Annotated in this window: 13 protein-coding genes; 5 read left to right on the top strand and 8 right to left on the bottom strand. The window is 70.7% G+C overall.

Going from position 1 to position 20,462, the window contains the following annotated elements; all coding sequences use genetic code 11:
- Positions 1-2 precede the first annotated feature (2 nt).
- From sucC to ACO0LV_RS08330, 5 genes are all read right to left on the bottom strand, one after another.
- Positions 3-1,178 carry an ADP-forming succinate--CoA ligase subunit beta gene (sucC, locus tag ACO0LV_RS08350; protein ID WP_424787427.1) on the bottom strand — a complete coding sequence of 392 codons (1,176 nt, stop codon included), beginning with the start codon at positions 1,176-1,178 and terminating at the stop codon, positions 3-5.
- 108 nt (positions 1,179-1,286) lie between these two features.
- Positions 1,287-2,000, bottom strand: a complete 714-nt coding sequence (locus tag ACO0LV_RS08345) for a TVP38/TMEM64 family protein (RefSeq protein ID WP_424787426.1) — start codon at positions 1,998-2,000, stop codon at positions 1,287-1,289.
- Positions 2,001-2,023: 23 nt separating this feature from the next.
- Positions 2,024-3,466, bottom strand: coding sequence for a hypothetical protein (locus tag ACO0LV_RS08340; protein ID WP_424787425.1), 1,443 nt, complete (start codon positions 3,464-3,466; stop codon positions 2,024-2,026).
- A 78-nt stretch (positions 3,467-3,544) separates the two neighbouring features.
- A complete protein-coding gene (gene pcrA, locus ACO0LV_RS08335; RefSeq protein ID WP_424787424.1) occupies positions 3,545-6,022 on the bottom strand; it encodes a DNA helicase PcrA in 2,478 nt (825 codons plus the stop codon).
- 48 nt (positions 6,023-6,070) lie between these two features.
- Positions 6,071-6,457, bottom strand: coding sequence for a glyoxalase superfamily protein (locus ACO0LV_RS08330; RefSeq protein ID WP_424787423.1), 387 nt, complete (start codon positions 6,455-6,457; stop codon positions 6,071-6,073).
- 36 nt (positions 6,458-6,493) lie between these two features.
- On the opposite strand from ACO0LV_RS08330, the gene ACO0LV_RS08325 reads away from it, so the two are divergent.
- Positions 6,494-7,366, top strand: coding sequence for an alpha/beta fold hydrolase (locus ACO0LV_RS08325; RefSeq protein ID WP_424787422.1), 873 nt, complete (start codon positions 6,494-6,496; stop codon positions 7,364-7,366).
- A 216-nt stretch (positions 7,367-7,582) separates the two neighbouring features.
- On the top strand, positions 7,583-8,950 hold the full coding sequence (gene mgtE / locus ACO0LV_RS08320; protein ID WP_424787421.1) for a magnesium transporter: 1,368 nt from the start codon (positions 7,583-7,585) through the stop codon (positions 8,948-8,950).
- 18 nt (positions 8,951-8,968) lie between these two features.
- Here mgtE and ACO0LV_RS08315 read toward each other — a convergent pair whose 3' ends face one another.
- Positions 8,969-11,980, bottom strand: a complete 3,012-nt coding sequence (locus tag ACO0LV_RS08315) for a glycoside hydrolase family 2 TIM barrel-domain containing protein (RefSeq protein WP_424787420.1) — start codon at positions 11,978-11,980, stop codon at positions 8,969-8,971.
- Positions 11,981-12,186: 206 nt separating this feature from the next.
- On the opposite strand from ACO0LV_RS08315, the gene ACO0LV_RS08310 reads away from it, so the two are divergent.
- Together ACO0LV_RS08310 and chrA are read left to right on the top strand one after the other, a co-directional pair.
- On the top strand, positions 12,187-13,038 hold the full coding sequence (locus tag ACO0LV_RS08310; protein WP_424787419.1) for a methyltransferase domain-containing protein: 852 nt from the start codon (positions 12,187-12,189) through the stop codon (positions 13,036-13,038).
- Positions 13,038-14,327: a chromate efflux transporter gene (gene chrA / locus ACO0LV_RS08305; RefSeq protein WP_424787594.1), complete on the top strand. Its 1,290-nt coding sequence runs from the start codon at positions 13,038-13,040 to the stop codon at positions 14,325-14,327. The genes ACO0LV_RS08310 and chrA overlap by 1 nt, the downstream gene beginning before the upstream one ends.
- A 31-nt stretch (positions 14,328-14,358) precedes the next feature.
- On the opposite strand, the gene ACO0LV_RS08300 is transcribed toward chrA, so the two are convergent.
- Positions 14,359-16,242 carry a DUF222 domain-containing protein gene (locus ACO0LV_RS08300; RefSeq protein ID WP_424787418.1) on the bottom strand — a complete coding sequence of 628 codons (1,884 nt, stop codon included), beginning with the start codon at positions 16,240-16,242 and terminating at the stop codon, positions 14,359-14,361.
- 150 nt (positions 16,243-16,392) lie between these two features.
- Here ACO0LV_RS08300 and ACO0LV_RS08295 point away from each other — a divergent pair, with 150 nt between their 5' ends.
- Positions 16,393-19,374: a BTAD domain-containing putative transcriptional regulator gene (locus tag ACO0LV_RS08295; RefSeq protein WP_424787417.1), complete on the top strand. Its 2,982-nt coding sequence runs from the start codon at positions 16,393-16,395 to the stop codon at positions 19,372-19,374.
- On the opposite strand, the gene ACO0LV_RS08290 is transcribed toward ACO0LV_RS08295, so the two are convergent.
- Positions 19,331-20,404, bottom strand: a complete 1,074-nt coding sequence (locus ACO0LV_RS08290) for a hypothetical protein (protein ID WP_424787416.1) — start codon at positions 20,402-20,404, stop codon at positions 19,331-19,333. The genes ACO0LV_RS08295 and ACO0LV_RS08290 overlap by 44 nt on opposite strands.
- Between the last annotated feature and the right edge of the window lie 58 nt (positions 20,405-20,462).

Below are 20,462 nucleotides of genomic sequence, written 5' to 3'. Positions count from 1 at the left end.
GGTCAGGAAGCGGCCAGCTCGGCGGCCTTGTCGGCGGCACCGTCCATGGTGTCCATGACGGTCACCAGCGGATGGCCGGCTTCTTCGAGGATGCGGCGGCCCTCCTCCACGGCGTTGCCGTCCAGGCGTACCACGAGTGGCTTGGTGGCCGCGTCGCCGAGGATCTCCAGAGCGTGCACGATGCCGTTGGCGACCTCGTCGCACGCGGTGATGCCACCGAAGACGTTCACGAACACGCTCTTGACCTGCTCGTCGCCCAGGATCACGTCCAGGCCGGCGGCCATCACGGCGGCGGAGGCGCCACCTCCGATGTCGAGGAAGTTGGCGGGCTTGACACCACCGTGCTGTTCGCCGGAGTAGGCGACCACATCCAGGGTGGACATCACCAGGCCCGCGCCGTTTCCGATGATGCCGACCTCACCGTCGAGTTTGACGTAGTTCAGGCCGGACTCGGCTGCCTTGGCCTCCAGCGGGTCGGTCTCGGCGACCTCGGCCAGTTCGGCCCACTCGGGGTGGCGGAACTCGGCGTTGTCGTCCAGGGTGACCTTGCCGTCCAGTGCCACGACGTCACCGGATGCGGTGCGTACCAGCGGGTTGACCTCCACCAGGGTGGCGTCGGACTCGGCGTAGACGGTCCACAGCTTCTGGATCGCCTCGGTCACGCCGGCGGCCACGTCGTCGGCGAACCCGGCGGCGGAGACGATCTCCGCGGCCTTGGCATCGTCGATGCCCTCGCTGGGGTCCACCGCGATGCGCGCCAGCGCCTCCGGGCGCTCCTCGGCGAGCACTTCGATCTCCACGCCGCCCTCGACGCTGGCCATGGCCAGGTAGCGGCGCTCGGCACGGTCCAGCAGCACCGAGAAGTAGTACTCCTCGGCGATGTCGGCGCCCTCGGCGATCATCACCCGCTGCACGGTGTGCCCCTTGATGTCCATGCCCAGGATCGCCTCGGCGTGTGTCTGGGCCTCATCGGCGGAGCGGGCCACCTTGACCCCACCGGCCTTGCCGCGGCCACCGACCTTCACCTGGGCCTTGACCACGACGACCCCGCCGTCGGCCGGGAGCAACTCCTCGGCGGCTGCTCTGGCCGCCTCGGGGGTGGTGGCGACGATGCCGCCGAGCACGGGGACCCCGTGCTTCTCGAACAGATCACGTGCCTGGTACTCGAACAGGTCCATGTGCGCCTTCCGTTGTTCCCTCCGTGACAGCCACGGGTCACCGCATCGCAGCCTATCGCGGTTTCACCTGGGCCTGAACGTTCGTGAGGCCGGCATCACACCTGCCCGCTACCGCAGCCCGGCACCCGGCAGCGGCCGCCGTGAGGTACCCCGCCAGCTTCGCCAGGCCCAGATCGTCATCGCCAGGACCACGGCCCAGGCGATCGCCACGACCACCCCACTGACCACGGTGGGGTCGGCGGCGAACGCCCCGACGGCCACCAGCGAGACCTGCCCGGGAACCGTGGCCAGCATGCTGGCGACCACGAAGTCGCGCTGGCCCACGCCGAAGGCACCGCTGCCGTAGTTCACCGGCCAGTACGGCACCCCCGGCATCAGGCGCAAGGTGTACACGGCGTGGAAGCCCTTGCTGCTGAGTCGCTCCTTCACGGTGGGTCCGTGCCGGCCCAGCATCCGCTCGACGGTGGCCATCCCGAGGCCGCGGGCGAGCCAGTAGGCCCCCCAGCACCCGGCCAGGACCCCGATCACCGACAGGATCGAGCCCTCCAGCACCCCGAACAGCACACCGGCACTGACCGCCATGATCGACACCGGGATCGGGGTGGTGGCAACCAGGGCGTAGGAGACGGCGAAGACGATCCGGGCCGCCCAGCCCCACTGCTCCAGACCCTCACGCAAGTCCTCGATGGCGGGCAGGCGCACGTTGAATGCCAGCCACAACATGACCAGCACGACGACGACGAGCGCCGCGTTGCGCAGGAAGACCCCCCATTGCGGACCGCTACCCGGCGGCGCCTGCACGCCCCGCTCATCGACAGTCACCACCCCACCCTAGGCGGTGTACGTCAGTGCTCCGCGGCGGCGGGGAACGCCAGGAGGGTGGCCTCGTCGGCGTGCACCGCGATCGCGGTGTCGTTGCCGTGCACCCAGGCGTCGGTGAGGCCGGTCCGGTCCAGTTCCACGCCGGTCGCGGCGTCCAGCCGCAGTAGTTCGGTGGCCGGAGAACCCCTCTGGATGCCGAGCACGATCACGTCGGTGCCGGAGACCTGTCGTGAACTGGGCGACCCGGCCCCCTCCCCGGCCCCGGCCGCCCACAACTGGGATCCGGTCGAGGCTGCGCGGGCCTGGATCAGGTCCGTGCCCACGCTCACCAGCCAGGCACGCTGCCCGTCCACCTCCACCGCTCGGACCGGGACGCCGGTGTCCAGAGTCAGCCCGATCGAGCCCTCGGTGCTCCACAACTCGTTACCGTCGAAGTCATATGCGACGGCGCCCTCGTCCTCAACCACGCACGTGCGGCTGGCCACGTCCCGGCTCGCGGTGAAGTGCCCGCAGGGTTGGCCCTCGGGGTACATCCGCGCCCGGCCGGTGTCGAAGTCCGCCAGCGCGAGCACGCTGGTGGTGGCACTGTGCCATGCCTGCAGCGCAACCTGGTGCTCGGAGACCGGCCACATGGAGATCATCTCGACCGCACCCTCGGTGAGCGCCGCGCGGGTTTCGGTGTCGAATTCGATCACGTCGGTGCCCACCTGCCCGGTGTCGAGGTCGAGGCTATGCACCTGCATCTCGTTCCCGTCCATCTGCCAGTACCAGGCCCGCGTGCCATCGGGCGAGGGCACCCCGGTGACCTCGCCGGTGACCTCCAGCAGTCCCAGCACCTCGCCGGTGGCGGCGTCGATGCTGGCCGCTGCCGCACGAGGCTCGGCACCGGCACACGGCCCACCGAGCGCGTCCACCAGGACCGAGCCGGGGGCGCCCGGTTGCACCGAGGCCTGCTCGGTGCAGGAGAACAACGCCGCCACGGGCTGCTCCCATACCTGGTTCCCCTCGGCCCAGGTCAGGCCGCGCAGCGTGGTGACGTCGCCGTCGGCGTCGATCAGCGCCACGTACTCCCCGGCCGAGGCGGCTTCGGGAAGGTTGTGCCGCTCCCGCACATCGGCGTGGGTCCATACCTGCTGCCCGTCTGCGTCGACGGCGATCACGTCCCGGGTGATCACCTCACCGAAGGACTGGTCCCCGGTGGCCAGCAACGCCAGATCCGCGGTGGCGGTGACGAAGTAGGTCCGCGCCGGAAGTTCGGCCCACTCACCGAGAGTGGTCGCACCGGTCGGCTCCTCCTCGAGCTCCTCCTCAGGCTTCTCCTCGGGCTCCTCTGCTTCCGAGGGCGCGCCGGGCCCGTCACCTGTGGGCTCGGGCAGCGGTTCGTCCCCCTCGGCTCCGGTGCATCCGGCGAGCAGGAGCGCTCCCGCCGCGATCATCACCAGGCACGACCCCGCGCTGGCCTCCATCGGTCCTCCCCTGTGCGGACGCACGACTGACACCGGCACCTTCCCACGAACGCCGCCGGACGTCACGGAGAAATCGCGCTAGAGCTTGGCGACCGGGGAGAAGCGCAGCAGCAGGCGCCTGGTGCCGGTCTCACCGCCGAAGTCCACCTTCGCCACCGCGTTGTGCCCGGCACCCTCCAGCCCGACCACCCGGCCCATGCCGTAGGAGTCGTGGGTGACCCGGTCCCCTATCGCCAGGGAGGGGATGTCGGTGCGGGGAGTGGCCGAACCGAATGACGGCGTGCCCTCCCCCGCGCTCGGCGGGGCGGAGGGGCCGCGCGAACCTCCGTGCCGGGGCCCGCCGCTGCCGCGGCCGGCGTAGGGACCGCCGCGCAGCAGACTGATCGAGGACTCCGCGCGCTTCCAGTCCAGCAGTTCCACGGGCACATCGTCCAGGAAACGGCTGGGCGGGAACTCGTTCGGCATCCCCCAGGAGGTACGCACCGCCGCCCGGGACAGGTACAACCGCTGCTTGGCCCGGGTCAGGGCCACATAGGCCAGGCGCCGCTCCTCGGCGAGTTCGTCCTCGTCGGCCAGGGACCTCTGGTGCGGGAAGGTGCCGTCCTCCAGCCCCGTGACGAAGACCACCGGGAACTCCAGGCCCTTGGCGGTGTGCACCGTCATCAGGGTGATCACGCCGGAGTCCTCGGCGTCGGGGATCTGATCGGCGTCGGCCACCAGGGCCACCCGCTCGAGGAAGTCACCGAGGTCGCCCTCCGGCTCCGCCTCGGTGAACTCCATCGCCACCGCGTGCAACTCGGCGAGGTTCTCCACCCGGGAGGCGTCCTGGGGGTCCTCGCTGGCGCGGAGTTCGGCCAGGTAGCCGGACCGTTCCAGGGCGGCATCGAGCACCTCGGCCGGCCCGGCCCCACCGTCGGCGAGCGCGCGCAGGCCGGCCATCATCTCCGCGAACGCCTGCACCCCGGACAGCGCCCGGGTGCCCAGTCCGATCGCGTTCTCGGCGTCGTCGACGGCGGCGCCGAAACTGACCCGCTCCCGCTCGGCGTGGGCGGCCAGCATCGCCTCGGTACGGTCCCCGAGGCCGCGCTTGGGCACGTTCAGGATACGGCGGGTGTTCACGGCGTCGTCGGGGTTGGCGATCGCGCGCAGGTAGGCCACGGCGTCCTTGATCTCGCGGCGCTCGTAGAACCGGGTGCCCCCGACCACCCGGTAGGGCAGGCCCACCCGGATCAGGACCTCCTCCAGCGCCCGGGACTGGGCGTTGGTCCGGTAGAAGATGGCCACATCCGCCGGGGTGATGCCCTCGGAGTCAGCGAGACGATCGATCTCGGAGGCGATGAAGCGGGCCTCCTCGTGTTCATTGTCCGCGACGTAGCCCACCACCTGCGGTCCGGCGCCGGAGTCGGTCCACAGGTTCTTCGCGCGGCGGCCCGTGTTCCGGGAGATCACGGCGTTCGCGGCGGACAGGATGGTCTGGGTGGAGCGGTAGTTCTGCTCCAGCAGGATGGTGGTGGCCCGGGGGTAGTCGGCCTCGAACTCCACGATGTTGCGGATGGTGGCGCCGCGGAAGGCGTAGATCGACTGGTCGGCATCACCGACCACGGTGAGTTCTGCGGGAGGCACCCCGCCGCCGCCGGTTGCGTCGTCGTCGTTCTGGGAGACCCCGACGAGTTCGCGCACCAGGACGTACTGGGCGTGGTTGGTGTCCTGGTACTCATCGACCAGCACGTGGCGGAACCGGCGCCGGTAGTGCTCGGCCACGGCGGGGAAGGCCTGCAGCAAGTTCACCGTGGTCATGATCAGGTCGTCGAAATCCAGGGCGTGGGCCTGGCGCAGACGCTCCTGATACGCCCGGTAGGCGGCGGCCAGGTTCTGCTCATAGGGGTTGGAGTCGTTGACCGTGGCGGCGTAGTCGTCGGGGTCGATCAACTCGTTCTTCAGGTCCGAGACCCGGTTGCTGAAGGCCTTGGGCGGGAACCGCTTGGGATCCAGGTCCAGTTCCCGGCAGACCAGGGTCATCAGCCGTTGGGAGTCCGCGGCGTCGTAGATGGAGAAGGAGGAACGCAGACCCAGCGTCTTGGCCTCCGAGCGCAGGATCCGCACGCACGCGGAGTGGAACGTGGACACCCACATCGACCGCGCCCTGGGCCCGATCAGGTCCGCGACCCGCTCGCGCATCTCCGCGGCGGCCTTGTTGGTGAAGGTGATCGCCAGGATCTGGCCCGGCCGGGCCCGTCCGGTGGCCAGCAGATAGGCGATCCGGTGGGTCAGCACCCGGGTCTTGCCGGACCCGGCGCCGGCGATGATGAGCAGTTGCCCGCCCTCGTGCACCACGGCGGCCCGTTGGGCGGGGTTGAGGCCCTCGAGCAGTTCCTCGGCACGCTCCCGGGCGGCCCGGGCGGCGGCCTCCTGGGCCTGCTCCGGTCCCACCGGTTCGGGCCCGACCGGGATCTCCTCACCGTCGTGGCCGTTGCGCGGGGGCATGGTGGTGGGCAGGTGGGCGGCCGCACTCGGTTCGCCGGAGGCCAGGTGCAGGTTGTCGAACAGTGAGGTCATAGCACCGCTGAGCCTACGTCGTCCCACCCACAGGGTCCGAACCGCGGGTCAGGTCTGGGGCTGGCAGAACCGCAGCACGTTCCCGAACGGGTCGGTCACGCTCAGCGTCGGCCCACCGGGGGCGTCCGGTTCCACAGCCGGCAGCTGCGCGGAGTAGCTGGTGGCGGACAGGTCGGCGTGCAGGGTGGCCACGTCTGCCACCGGCACCCACACCACCGTCCCCGGGGTGCCGTCGCCGTGGTGCTCGGACAGGTCCAGGACCATCTGGTCCCGGCGCAGCCGCCGGTACAGCGGCAGGCCGGGTTCGAAGCGGTGGTCCCACAGCACGGTGAACCCGAGGAAGTCCTGGTAGAAGCGCGCGGCGCCCTCATCGAACATGCGCAGTACCGGGACCGGGTGGCCCAGGCCCGCACCGACGTCGGTCGTGGTGTTCATGTCCCCACCTTCCTCGTAGGGGTTAGCGTAGGCGGAGTGAGCGCTCCGAGCCCAGAGGACATCCTGATCCACCGCCCGGAGGGCACCTGTTTCACCCTGCGGTGGTATCCAGGGCCGGCCGGTGCACCCGTGGTGCTGGTGGTACCGGCGATGGGGGTGCGGGCCGGGTACTACAACAAGCTCGCACCGGCCCTGCGCGAGGCGGGGGTGTCGGTGGCGGTGACCGAACTACGCGGACACGAGACGTCCGGGGGGCGCAGGCCCTCGCGCCGCTACGACTTCGGCTACGCCGACCTGGTCGAGGACGTGGGCCGGTCGGTGGACGAACTGCGCGTGCGAGTGCCCGAGGCGCAGATCCTGCTGCTCGGGCACAGCCTCGGCGGGCACGTGGGGTCGGTCTACGCCGCCCAGCACCCAGGCACCCTGGCCGGGTTGATGCTGGTGGCCACGGGGTCGGTGTGGTGGCGGCTGTGGGACTGGCGGATGTACGCCATCGGGGTGCTGATGAGCCTGCTGACGGCGCTGCTGGGGTACTTCCCCGGCCACCGGCTGGGTTTCGCCGGCCGGGAGGCCCGCGGCCAGATGCGCGACTGGATCCGCTTCAACCGGACCGGGCGGTTGGAATTCGGCGCTCCCCGCGTCAACCACGACCCGGGGCTGGCGAGGTTGGAGCTGCCGATCCTGGCCGTCTCCTTCGAAGGGGACTCCTTCGCCCCACCGAAGGCCCTCGAGGGCCTGCTGGCCAAGTTCGACCGCGCCCGGATCACCCGGTTGCACCTGGGTGCGAAGGAGCAGGAGCCGCCGGGACACCTGCGGTGGGCCCGGCGCCCCGAACTCCTCATCGGGACGATGACGACCTGGATCGACAGCTCCGCCGAGCACTTCCGAACCGGAGACCACCGCGGCTGAGCACCAGGCGATCCGTCCTGGTGTGACGCTCACGATTGCCGTCGACCCGCGACAAGGGCACACTGGTAGGCAGATCCCGGCAGTCCCGAGCGCAGGAGGTGAGCGCGATGCGCACCGACCCTCCTAGTTGCCGGCCGCGCGGCATCGTCGTCACCCGCTGACGCACCGGTGCCCGCGGCGCCCCGCGTCTCGTCCCGCTGACCTCGAGGATCCGCCATGCCACAGCACACCCTTCCCGGCGAGCGCCGCACCGAAGCGACCGGTTCGCTTGAGGACCTGCTCACCGAGCACCAGTACACCGCGGCGGCCGCCTGGCTGAACGAACACGCCGCACACGTCATCGCCGACGAACTGGCCCGGATTCCCCCGGACACCGCAGCGGTCGCGTTCCGGATGCTCGCCAAGGACGACGCCCTGGAGGTGTTCGAAGAACTCGAACCCACCGACCAGCAAGCCCTGCTGGAAGGCATGCGGGGGCCCCGGTTCTCCGAACTCGTGGAGGGGATGGACCCGGACGACCGCGCCCGGATGCTCCGGGAGGCCCCGGCCAAGGTGGCCAAGCGGGTGCTCGCCGGCCTGAGCGCGAGTGAGCACCAGATGACGGCGGCTCTGCTCGGTTACCCGGACGGTTCGGTGGGCCACTACATGACGCCGGAGGTGGTGGCCCTGGCCGAGGACCTGTCGGTGGCCGCGGCGCTGGAGGTGGTGCGCGCCAAGGGCGGTGAAGCCGAGACGGTCTACACCCTCCCGGTGGTGAACTCCTCCCGCCGGCTCCGCGGCGTGGCCGAGTTGCGCGAACTGGTGCTGTCCGACCCGACGGCGATGGTCTCCGACCTGGTCTCGACGGCCCCGACCTACATGTTCGCCACCGACCCGGCCGAGGACGCCGCCCGGTTGATGAGCGAGGCGAACCTGCTGAACCTGCCGATCGTGGACTCCGAGAAGCGTCTGGTGGGCATGCTCACCTTCGATGACGCGATTGAGGTGCTCGAGGAGGCCGAGTCCGAGGACGTGGCCCGCCAGGCCGGGTCGGCCCCGTGGGAGGGGCACTACATGGCGGTGGGCGTGCTGCGCCTGGCCCGCACCCGTGCGGTGTGGCTGAGCCTGCTGCTCCTCGCGGCCACGCTCACGGTCGGTGTCACGCAGGCGTTCGAGGAGACCCTGGCCCAGGTGGCCGCCCTCGCCCTGTTCATCCCGATGCTCATCGGCGCAGGGGGCAACGCCGGCGCCCAGGCCGCCACCGCGTGCGTGCGCGCCATCGCGGTGGGTGAGATTCGGATGTCGGACCTGGGCCGGGTGATCTGGCGTGAGGCGCGGGTCGGTTTCCTGCTGGGAACCATGCTCGCCGTGCTGGGCCTGGGTATCGGTGCAGCGTTCGTGGACTTCCCGATCGCGGTGGTGGTGGGCATCTCGCTGATCCTGATCTGCGCCTGGGCCGCCACGATCGGGGGCACCATGCCGCTGCTGGCCCGCAGGTTCGGGATCGACCCGGCCGTGGTGTCCGCTCCGATGGTGACCACCCTGGTCGATGCCACCGGGCTGGTGATCTACTTCGTGACCGCCAGGCTGGTGCTCGGGATCTGAGGCCGGCCGTGCCGGGGCTCAGACCGCTTCGATGGTGACGGCGTAGTCGACCCGCTGCGGGACCAACCGATCGGCCACGAACACGTCGGGACCGCAGGCGGCGGTACCGATGCCGTTCACCGAGGCGTCCAGTGTCAGCCAGGACACCTCATCGGGTACCAGTTCCTGCGTGTGGGCGGCGGCGGTCAGCGCCTCGGCGGTCCACGGGCGCACCGTGGCGTTGAACCCCGGGGAACCTCCGGCGGCGCGGATGCGCAGACCCGCCCCGCCCTCAGACCCGAGCGCCAGCTCCCGCACGTCGGTCAGGTTGCCGTTCTCCTGCGGGTGCACGTACGGGGTCTGCAGCCCGGCCAGGTCGGAACTGAACCGCCCCACCCGGGTGCCGGCGGAGGTGTCGGGGTAGGCCTCGCCGGGGCCGCGGCCGAACCAGGACACCTGCTGCACCGTGGCGGCCACCGCGAGGCGCAGACCCACCTTGGGCAAGGTGATCACCGGGCCGGGGATGCGTCCCCGGTCGTGGGGGTCGGTGCGGAACTGCCCCACCGGGTCGATCTGCACCCGCAGACCCAGCGCGGTGCCGTCGCTGCTCCAGCGGTAGGTGGTGCGCACCCCGGCGTCCCGGCCGGCGGCCATGGACATGGTCACGACCACCAACTCATCGCCCTCGGCGGCCACCGACTCGGTGCGGTGCAGCAGCCGGTCCAGGCCCAGTTGGCGCCAGTTCCGGGCCTGCCCCCGCTTGCTCAGGTCGTTGTCGGTGGGGGCGCGCCACAGGTCGGCGCGGGGACCGTCCAGACGCACCTGCCCCACTGCCTGCAGCAGCCCATCGGCACTGAACCGCGCCGGCCCCAGGCGCCACCCGTCGTCGTCGGCCTCGGGGGCGACCCCGCCGGCCAGTTCAACCGCAGCCGGTTCGGCCAGGCGTCGCTGGCCCAGGCCCAGTTGGAGGCCCGCCGGCACCCCGGGGGCCTCAGCGGCAGAAGTTGCCCGCACGTCGAGCCACCACTCTCCCGCGCCCTCGGCCTTCAGCGCCTCCAGCGGCAGGTCCACCTCCACCGCCGAGCGTGCCGGAACCGCCGGGACGTCCAACTCGCCCTCGGTGACGACGTGCCCGTCCCGGTGCAGGGTCCAGGTGAAGGTGACGTCGGAGGTGTCGATGATGTCGCGGCGGTTCTCGATCACCGCGGTGCTCTCGCCGATGGTGATCCGGATCGGGGCGATCACCGCGGCGTACTCCACCAGCCCCGGGGAGGGGGTGCGGTCGGGGAAGATCAGGCCGTCGGCGATGAAGGTGCCGTCGTGGACCGGCTCGTCGAAGTCCCCGCCGTAGGCGAAGAACTCCCGGCCCTGCTCGTCCACCTGCCGGATGCACTGGTCGATCCACTCCCAGATGAAGCCCCCGATCAGGCGCGGGTGGGCATCGAACAGTCGCTCGTAGTCCACCAGCCCGCCCGGGCCGTTGCCCATCGCGTGCCCGTACTCGCACAACAGATAGGGCAGTTGGCGGCGGCGGGCGTCCGCTGCGCCCTCGCGGGTGGCGTCCTCGGCGTGCACACCGATCCGGGCCACCTCATCGGGATGGGTGTACATGTGGGAGTACACATCCACGTAGGTGCTCTCCCGGTCGCCCTCGTAGTGCACCATCCGGTCATCGTCGCGGGAACGGATCCACTCAGCCATGGCCGCCAGGTTCGCTCCCGTCCCCGATTCGTTCCCGAGGGACCACATGATGATGCTGGGGTGGTTCTTGTCCCGTTCCACGGTGCGCCGGATCCGGTCCAAGTAGGCCTCGGTCCAGCGCGGGTCGTCGCTGGGGTTGCCCACCCAGCCCACCTGCTCGAACCCGTGGGTCTCCAGGTCGCACTCATCGATCACCCACAGTCCGTACTCATCGCACAGGTCCAGGAAGCGCGGGTCGGGCGGGTAGTGGGCGGTGCGCACGGCGTTGATGTGGTGGCGCTTCATCAACTCGATGTCGGTGCGCATCATCTCCTCGCTCTGGGTGCGCCCGGTGTCAGGGTGCCACTCGTGCCGGTTCACACCCTTGAACCGGATCGGGCGGCCGTTGACGAGAACCTGCGCGTCCTTGACCTCGATGGAGCGGAACCCGATGCGCAGGGTCAGGGTCTCGGCGTCGGTGGTCACGGTCGCGGTGTACAGCTGCGGCGACTCGGCGCTCCACGGCTGCACCGGGCCCGCGTCGATGTCGGTACCGGCCTCGCCCTCGAGGCCCAGTTCCGGGATGGCCACCCGTGCCGATGTCGCCCCTTCGGCGAGGTCGGCATCGATCCGGAGCGTTCCGGTGCCGGTGGCGTGGTCATACCCCGCGCGCACCCGGACGTCCTCGATGCCGCCCAGTGGACGTTGGCGCAGCGAGACCGAGCGGAAGATGCCCGAGACCCACCACATGTCCTGGTCCTCCAGGTAGCTGGCGGCCGACCACTGGTGCACCTGTACCGCCAGGGTGTTCGCCCCGGCGCGCAGGTGCTCGGTGACGTCGAACTCGGCGGCCAGGCGCGAGCCGGTGGACCAGCCCAACTCCACCCCGTTGACCCAGGCGGTGAAGATCGAGTCGACACCCTCGAACCGCACCACCCACCGGTCCTGGCCCGGGTCATCGACGGTGAAGGTGGTGCGGTACTGCCCGGTGGGGTTGTCGTGCGGCACGTGCGGGACGTCCAGCGGGAATGGGTAGATGACGTTGGTGTAGGCGGGGGTGGAGTAGCGGGCCCGGCCGCGCGGCAGCAGGGTGCCGTCGGCGTCGCGCAGCCCTTCGACCTGCCAGGCGCTGGGCACGGTGATGTCGTCCCAGCCGGCGTCCTCGAAGGCCTCCTCGGCAAAGCCGGCGACGGCGGCGTCCGCCCTGGGTGCGTAATGGAACTTCCAGGTGCCGTCCAGGTCGATCACCTGGGCGCTGGTCCGGGCGGTGGCCCGGGGTGCGAGGCGACCGGCACCCGGGGTGAAGGTGGTGAGACGTTCGGCCAGATCCTCCGTGGGCGCGGCGGCAGAGGGGGTGTTCGGGGCAGACACGGTGCCAACTCCTTGGAAAGTCGTCGCTCGGGGCTTGGGGCGGGCCGGGTGGTTGGCCGGCGCGGCCGCTGGGGCCGGTGCACGCCACTGTTCACCAGCCTATGGGGTGGTCCGCGGGCGGGCGCGGCCGGGTGGGCCGGAGCGGACATATCCGTACTGCTCCGGCCGCCGGCAGGCTGTGCTGCCCGCGCGCTAGCCTGGCGGCGATGACACCACCCCGATCCAACTCGGCCCCGGACCTGCCGCCCATGGCCATACCCGAGGCCCTGCTCACCTCCTGGCGGGCCGAGGAGACCGGCCCGGCCCAGGGGTGGGATTTCTCCGCGCTCGCCGGCCGGGTGGAGGAGTCCCCGGTTCCATGGGACCTCGACGATCTCTACCGCGAGCGCCTCGCCGGCGCCCGGTCGGTCCTGGACCTGGGCACCGGTGGTGGCGAGCACCTGTTGCGGTTCGTCGACCTCCTACCTCCCGACACCATCGCCACCGAGGGGTGGGAGCCGAACGTGCCGATCGCCCGGGCAGCACTGGCCGGACACGGGATCGAGTTGGTGGCCTTCGCCCAGCCGGACGATGTGCCCGACCCGGCTCCGATGCCCCTTGCCGACGCCCGGTTCGACCTGGTGCTGAACCGGCACGAGTCCTACCACCCGGTGGAGGTTGCCCGGGTGCTGCGGCCCGGGGGGTACTTCCTCACCCAGCAGGTGGACGGCCGCGAGTTCGATGAGGTCCGCGGGGCCTTCGGCCTGGGACCGCACGCTCCGGGCGTGACCTACCGGAGGCTGCGGGAGGGCCTGCTCGGGGCTGATCTGGAGATCGTCGACGGCGCCGAGTCGGTGGGCCACTACGCGTTCGCTGACATCGCCGCCCTGGTGGCCTACCTGCAGTTGATCCCCTGGGAGGCCCCGGCCGACTTCACCGTGGACCGCTATGCGCAGCCCTTGTACTCCCTGCACCAGCGCGGTCCGGCCCGGGGCGAACCGCTGCTGGTGCAGCGGCGTCGGTTCTGGCTGCTCGCACGCAAGCCTGCGCCCGCTCCCGCGCCGGCCGAGGACGATTGATACCCGTGGCTCCCCCTGCCTCGGCGCGTTCGGGCGGTTCAGTGCTGGAGGTGTTCTGGATCTTCTTGCGCCTGGGCCTGACCAGTTTCGGCGGACCGGTGGCGCACCTGGGCTTCTTCCGCACCGAGTTCGTCCAGCGCCGACGGTGGTTCACCGACACCGCTTACGCCGACCTGGTGGCGTTGTGCCAGTTTTTGCCCGGACCGGCCTCCAGCCAGGTGGGTATGGCGATAGGGCTGCAGCGGGCCGGGGCGGCCGGGCTAGTGGCAGCGTGGTTGGCCTTCACGCTGCCCTCGGCGGTTGTGTTGGTGGCCTTCGCCTTCGGTGTGCAGGCCCTCGATGCCTTCGGGCAGGGGTGGCTGGCCGGGCTGAAGGCCGCTGCCGCAGCCGTGGTGGCCCACGCCGTCTTGGGCATGGCGCGCACCCTGACTCCCGACCTTCGCCGCGCCCTCATCGCGGTGGCGGCCCTCGTCCTCGTCCTGGCCGTGCCGCACCCGCTGGTGCAGGTCGGGGTCATCGTGGCGGCCGGGTTACTGGGGCTGATCGTGCTTCCCCGCGATTTCGGCGCGGAGGCCGCCGAGGCCAGCGAGAGGGCCACCGAGGTCGACGAGAATGCCACCGAGTCCGGCCGGGACAATGCCGGGCGCGGCGCGACCGACGGGCACCGCAGCGTCGGGGGGCGCCGCACGCTGCCGGCGGTGAGCCTGGGCCTGTTCGCGCTGTTGCTGGCTGCCCTGCCGCTGCTGGCCCGGTGGAGCGGCCACGGTGTGGTGGAGATGGCCGATGTCTATTACCGCACCGGCGCCCTGGTGTTCGGTGGCGGACACGTGGTGCTCCCGCTGTTGCAGACCCAGGTGGTGACCACCGGAATGGTGGATGCCGAAGCGTTCCTGGCCGGTTACGGTGCCGCGCAAGCGGTGCCCGGCCCCCTGTTCACGTTCGCCGGCTACCTGGGCGCGGCCAGCTCGGTCCCGCCATCGGGCATCCTCGGTGCGGCGATCGCGCTGGTGGCGATTTTCCTGCCCTCGGCGCTGCTGGTGCTGGCGCTGCTGCCGCACTGGGACCGGTTGCGCCGTCGGGTCCGCGTGCGCCGGGGGCTGGCCGGGGTGAACGCCGGCGTGGTCGGGCTGCTGGCGGCGGCCCTGGTGAACCCGGTGATCACCCAGGGCGTCACGACCCTGTGGGGGCTGGTGATCGCGCTGGCCGCGTTCGCCGCGTTGGCATGGTGGAAGGCCCCCTCCTGGGCGGTGGTGCTGCTGGCAGCTCTAGCGGGGTTCGCGCTTCTGTGAGTCGCGGACAACCCGCCCGGCGGGCCCGGGCTCAGAATGGCGGCGGGTCGGTGCTGGTCGGGAACTCGCCCGGGTCGCTGGTGGCGGGAGGCTCCGCGCGCAGGTCGAGTGAGACGGCCGGATGGGGTAACTCGGGCGAGCCGGCCGCGCCTGGTTGATCGGGCAGATCGGGCGGATCCGGCGGTTGCAGCCGGGCGAGGATGGCGGTGATGTCCTCGGCGCGTTCGGCGCAATCACAGACGCCGGGCCGGGCATGGGCAGGGGTTCGGCACATCGCTCGTGCCCATTCGACTTCGCTGACTACCCCGGGTGACAGGGGGGCGGACTCGGTGAACATCTCGGGCTGGTCGGCGTGCTCGACACGCATCGCCTGGAGCTGCCGATGCAGGACCGGTAGGCCATGGGCGGGGTCGACGACCTGCGCGGCGCGGGTGTAGGTGTAGCCGAGCGGGGAGGTCCAGTGGGTGTCACCGGTGGCCGGCTCACGAGTGACGCTCCAGGCTCCGGCGGTCTTCAGCCCGTGGTGGCGTGCGCACAGCAGGTGCAGATTGTCCTGATGCGTCTGTGCCCACGCCGGCCGGTCGGAGGTGAACGGAACGATGTGGTCGATCTGGCAGCGCCGCCCTGGCTGGCGACAGGTCGGGAACCTGCAGGTGACATCGCGGGCGAGGATGAACTCCCGTAGCGCCGCCCCGGGCTGGTAGGAGTCACACGCGAGGACCCCCATCGCGGCTAACGCTGCCGCCGGATCGTCGGGTAGGCATGGCTGCGGTGGGACGCGCTCCGGTACACCCTGCTGTGATGGGACGCCCTCCGGTACGCCGTGCTCCGGCTGGACGCGTTCCGGTGCGCATTGCTCCGGCGCGGTTCGCCGCAGCGCAGCCCGCTCCCCGGTGGTGTGCTGTGCTGCCGCCGGCGGCGGGTGTGCGGTGCCATCGAGCGGATCCGTGTGCACCACCCGGCTGGTGATATCGGCGGTGCCAACGAGATGACGGATGATGTCGGCGGGCAACGGCCCGTGCCCGGCCAGATACCCCGGAGCATCATCGTCTCCGTCGAGGGTGGATTGGGCCACGGTGAAGACCATCTGCGGGCGCTTACGGTGCTGGGTGGGAAGGTCCTGCCCCTCTGGAGTGGTCCCGCTACTGAGAATCTGGCGGATGATCCCCATGAACGCATCCACCCGACGCGCGGCGATCGGACGCTCATCCTCCGGCCCGTCCTTCACCGCCAGCGCGTCGAGCACACTCATCGCCGCCGCCGCGTCCACTGCCGGTAGGTAGAACGTCAGGTACGCCATCCCATCCTCGGTCGGCTCGGCGCGCACATACCGGTCCTTGACCGCTTCTTCGTGGCGCGCCTGGGCGTTCTCGGCATCTACCGCCAATGCCGCCGCCTGCAACCGGTGCCGCAGCTGGCCCACGGTCAATTCCGGCGCATCAGGCAGGATCGTGCGGTGAATCGCCCGCCCCTGTCCCGTCGGCAACGTCTTGACCGCATCGATGAACACCCGGACTTTCGGGAGATCGATCTCGCCACCGAGTAAGGCGAAGTGCACCTCTGAGTACTGATCCAACGCCGCGGCACGATCCAACCGTCCCTCGGCCGCCCGGGTCGACAGCGCCATCCGTGCGGCGATCTCCTCACCCCAGCCCGACCGCGAAGGGACCCGCAACAGGGCCTGCAGGATCTCGGACTCGATCCCGTCGATATTGGACCGCACCTGCCCGCACGCGGCGGCCATCTCGATCAGCACACCCGGATCATCCGGGGCGGCATCGAGGTAGGTCTTCAGGCGCTTGAACCGCTCCCACCCGGCCACCGGCGCGCCGAGGTACCGGGCGGCGGCCTCTCGTGCCGCGGGCCCCCATCCAGGGAAGGAATCCCCCGTACTCGGCGCTGATGTGGTGGACATGAAGACCACGCTAGACCCCACCACTGACATTCATAGAACGTGCGTACGATCTGGATGCCCTGCAATCCGCCAGATCTCCGCACCACATCCACTCCGCGATCAGCACCCGTTCCCTGCCCCCGGAGCAGCCCGACATGCTTGAATCGATTGATGAGCAAGGTCGGCAGTGACGTGCACATCGCGCTGCTCGGACCGCTCCAGGTCTGGATCGACGGCGAGGAACGGCCGATCACCGGGCCGATCCGGCGGGCGCTGCTGGCGGTCCTCGCCCAGCATCCGGGTGAGGTGCTGAGCGTGGACCTGCTGTGTGAACTCGTCTGGGACGGCGCTCCGCCGGCGACAGCGGAGAGCGCGTTGCGGGTGCACGTGTCCCATCTGCGCAGGATGTTCGGCCGACCCGATCTGCTCGAGCGGATCGGCACCGGGTACCGGCTCGCGATCTCCCGGGAGCAGGTCGATATCGCCGAATTCGACCGGCACACCAGATCCGGTCGGGAGGCCCTCCGCTCCGGCGACCTGGAACGGGCCGGACACGATCTACGGGCGGCGAGGAGCCTCTGGCGGGGTCTGCCGCTGGCCGATGTCCGCTCCGGCGCCACCGCCGAGATCGAGCGGATACTGACCCAGCGCAGTGAACTCAACGTGGACCTGGCCGAACTGCAGATGCGCACGCAGGGCGCGAACACCGACACCGGCGACCTGTCCGCACTCACCGTGGAGCGCCCGTTCGATGAACGCGTCTGGAGTCTGCTGATCACCGCCCAGTACTGGAACGGGCGGCAGGGTGATGCCCTGCAGACCTACCACCGCGCCGTGGCGGCACTGGATGAGGAACTGGGCGTGCAGCCGACTGCGGCGCTGCGCCGGCTCCAGGAGCAGATCCTGCGGCACGACCCGGCCTTGGATCCACCGGCCGCGGCAAACGTCGACCTGCCGGTGTTCGCGACCTCCTTCGTCGGGCGATCCGCAGAGATCGAGGCACTCACCGCCCTGATCGGCCGGCACCGGCTCACTACCCTCACCGGCCTGGGCGGGGTGGGCAAGACCCGGCTGAGCGTGGCCGCGGCGGAGGCGTCGGCGGCTCACTTCAACCACGGCGTCGTCTTCGCCTCGTTCGAGGCCCTGGAGGATCCCGCGCTGGTTCCCTCCGTCGTCGCGGCTGCTCTGGGTATCTCCGCTGCCGACGTCGAGGGGGTCGCGGCTGCGCTCGACACCCGGGAGCAATTGCTCGTGCTCGACAACTGCGAGCACGTGGCCGAGGCGGTGGCGGACCTCGTATCGGGTCTGCTCGCCGCCTGCCCCCGCGTCCGGGTTCTCGCCACCAGCAGGATCCCATTGAACGTCGTCGGTGAGTCGGTGTGGGTCACGCCCATGCTGGAGGTCTCCGGAGACGGGACGGGCGCACCGGAGGCGGTGCGGCTGTTCCTGGAGCGGGCCCGCCAAGCGGGCCCCGGCACCGTGCTGCCGGACGACGACGATCCTCGCCTGCGGGAGGTGGCCACCCTGCTCGGCGGCCTTCCGCTGGCCATCGAACTGGCCGCCGCGCAGTGCGGCGTGCTCACCGTCTCGGACGTGATCGACCAGTTGCACCGGAACCTGGGTTCGGCTGCTTCGGAACGGGACCGGCCCACCCGGCACCAGTCCATGGAGGTGGCGCTGACCGGGACGCTGGAGCACCTGCGGCCTGCGGCCCGGGAGTTGCTGAGCCGCATGCGCATCTTCCGCAGCCCGGTGGGGGTCAAGGCGATCGAGGCGGTCTGCTCCGACTCGACGGTGCCGGGCGGGGACCTTCCCGCGCTCCTCGCCGAACTCACGCACGCGGCCGTGGTGGTCGCCGACCTCAGCGGAGAACGCGGTCGGTACTCGTTACTGCCCCCGGTACGCCGTTCTGCGCCACAGGTGCTCTCTCGCCTGGGTCACGCCCCACCGGAACTGCAGACCCGCCATCTGGAGTACCTGCACCACCAGGTCCGGGAGGCCGTGACGCACGTGGGCGGCCCCGGCGAGGCACCGGCACTGGCCGGCCTGGCTGAACTCGATGCGGACCTTCGCGCGGGGTTGGCCCACGCGGTGGAAACCGATCCGCAGCGGGGCCTCTCGATGACGGCGGCGCTGTCGCCGTTCTGGATGCGGCGGCGCATGCATACCGAGGGACGCCGCTGGTTGCGCCAGCTCCTCGAGGCGGGCGACGATGCCGACCCGGCTGTACGAGGGGCCGCCCTGCACGCCGCCGGTGGCCTGGCCTGGGACGACGGCGACCGGCCCGCTGCGGAGGACCTGCTGCACCAGGCGTGGCAGATCCGCAAGGGCCTGCGGGACAAGGCCGGGCAGGCCCTGACCCTGAACAACATGGCCGGGCTGGCCTCGGACCGGGGCGACCACGCGGATGCGTATGAGATGTGGAGCCGCGCCCACGGACTGTTCGTGGAAAGCGGCCACGCGGTCGGCACAGCCGCCACCGAACTCAATCGCGGCATCGCTGCGCACAAGCTGGCTCGGCTCGACGATGCCGCGACGCATCTGGAGAGCGCCCGGACCGCCTACCGCGACCTGGGCAGCACGCACATGGAGGCGATGGCGCTGGAACGTCTCGCGGGGATCGAGGCCGAACGGGGGCAGCATCGGGCGGCGATGATCCTGACCCGCTCCGCGCAGGCGATCTACGCTGACGTCGGTTCACCGGAGCAGCGGGCACGGCTGGGCTGGCAGCGCGCACTGCGACACCGCGCCCTGGGTGAGGAGACCGAGGCCCGGGAACTGGTGCGGACGGTGGCCCAGGCCGTGGTCACCGATGAACTCCTCGACGCCTGGTGGGTTTCCGGCCTGATCGAAACCAGCGCAGCGCTCGAGGCGCCCGAGCGACCCGGGCACGCCGCCGGATTGCTCGGGGTGGCCCGCCGGCACCGCGAACGCAGCGGGCACGGGGCCGACCCCACCACCGTGCCCGATCTGCCGGATGTGCTCACCCGCCTCGGTGAGGTGCTCGGACCCGAACACCTCACCGAGGAAATGGCAGTCAGTGGCGCGCGATCGGTCGCGGTGGTGGTGGCCGGGATCGCCGGCCTGGGCCGGCAACCGGACCTGCCGGTCAGCGCTCGGACAGCAGCACGGCCGGCTCCTCGACCATCGTGAACTCCATCGGCACCTGGTTCTCGGCGAACCGGTCATCCGATGTGATGGGCTCGTAGTCGAGCACCAGGGTGTACTCACCGGCGTAGGCCTCATGGACCGGTAGCCCGGTGAGCGAGACCGTGGATCCACCACCGGGGACACAGCCGCGGTCACTCATGCCGAGGTCCACGGTGTCGGTGCCATCGGAGGTCAGCAACGCGAAGTTGTTCCCCGCGCCCCGGCTCCAGCACTGCTGGCGGTCGGTGTCGTTGCGCACCTCCACCATCAGTTCCAGCACGGCGGTGCCGTCCTCGGTACCTTGATCGATGTCCCAGCGCAGGTCGGCCTCCTGAACGGTCACCGTCAACTGGCCGCCCACGTCGAAGGCCTCCCCGACCAGACCGGGCTGTTGCACCGGGATGCGCGTGATCAACTCACCCTGGCTGCCCAGCGGAGCCTGAGCCCGGCTTCGCTCGGGGGAGCCGACCAGCACGATGGCACGGTCCTGATCGAAGGTCTCCAGCTGGTCGGGGTTGAGCGGGATCTCGACTTCGAGCGGCCCGGTGCCTCCGCTCGGCACCGTATCGCCCATGTTCCGTCCCGATGACTCGAAGGAGTGCCCCGTCTCGGCGTCCTCCCATTCCAGGACGAACCCGGCGTTGGCCGGTGCGCTGCTGCCTCCAGGGTTGGTCACGCTCCCGGTCAGGATCACGCGCGCCCCCTGGACCCGGTTGCTCTGGTTGTGCTCGGCGTCGACGTCGATGACGTCCAGGGACTCGATGGTGTACTCCATGCCGCCGACATGCACCGTGGCACCGACCTGCTGGGGCTGCACCGGCAACGGTTCCAGGTCCCCGCCGGCCTCCTCGACATCCACGGTCTCCTCGGCCTCATCCGCGGCGGGCTGGGCCGGCTCGGCGGCGACGGCGTCATCGATCTCCTCGTCCTGACCGGGTCCTCCGAGGCCGTCGGGCAACATGCCGCACCCGGACAGCATCAGCATCACACCGGCAGCCGCCGCCAGCAGCGTGATTCGCATGTTCCGTCTCATCGTCGATCCTTCCCTCATCCCCCGGTGCCTCCTCGTCAGAGACTTCCTGACCGGCGTC

Origin of the sequence: Pseudactinotalea sp. Z1739 (assembly GCF_049725055.1) — a bacterium.
GTDB lineage: Bacteria > Actinomycetota > Actinomycetes > Actinomycetales > Beutenbergiaceae > CALKWS01.
Note: the sequence above shows the minus strand (reverse complement) of the source record. Positions and strands in the feature narration are given on the sequence as shown.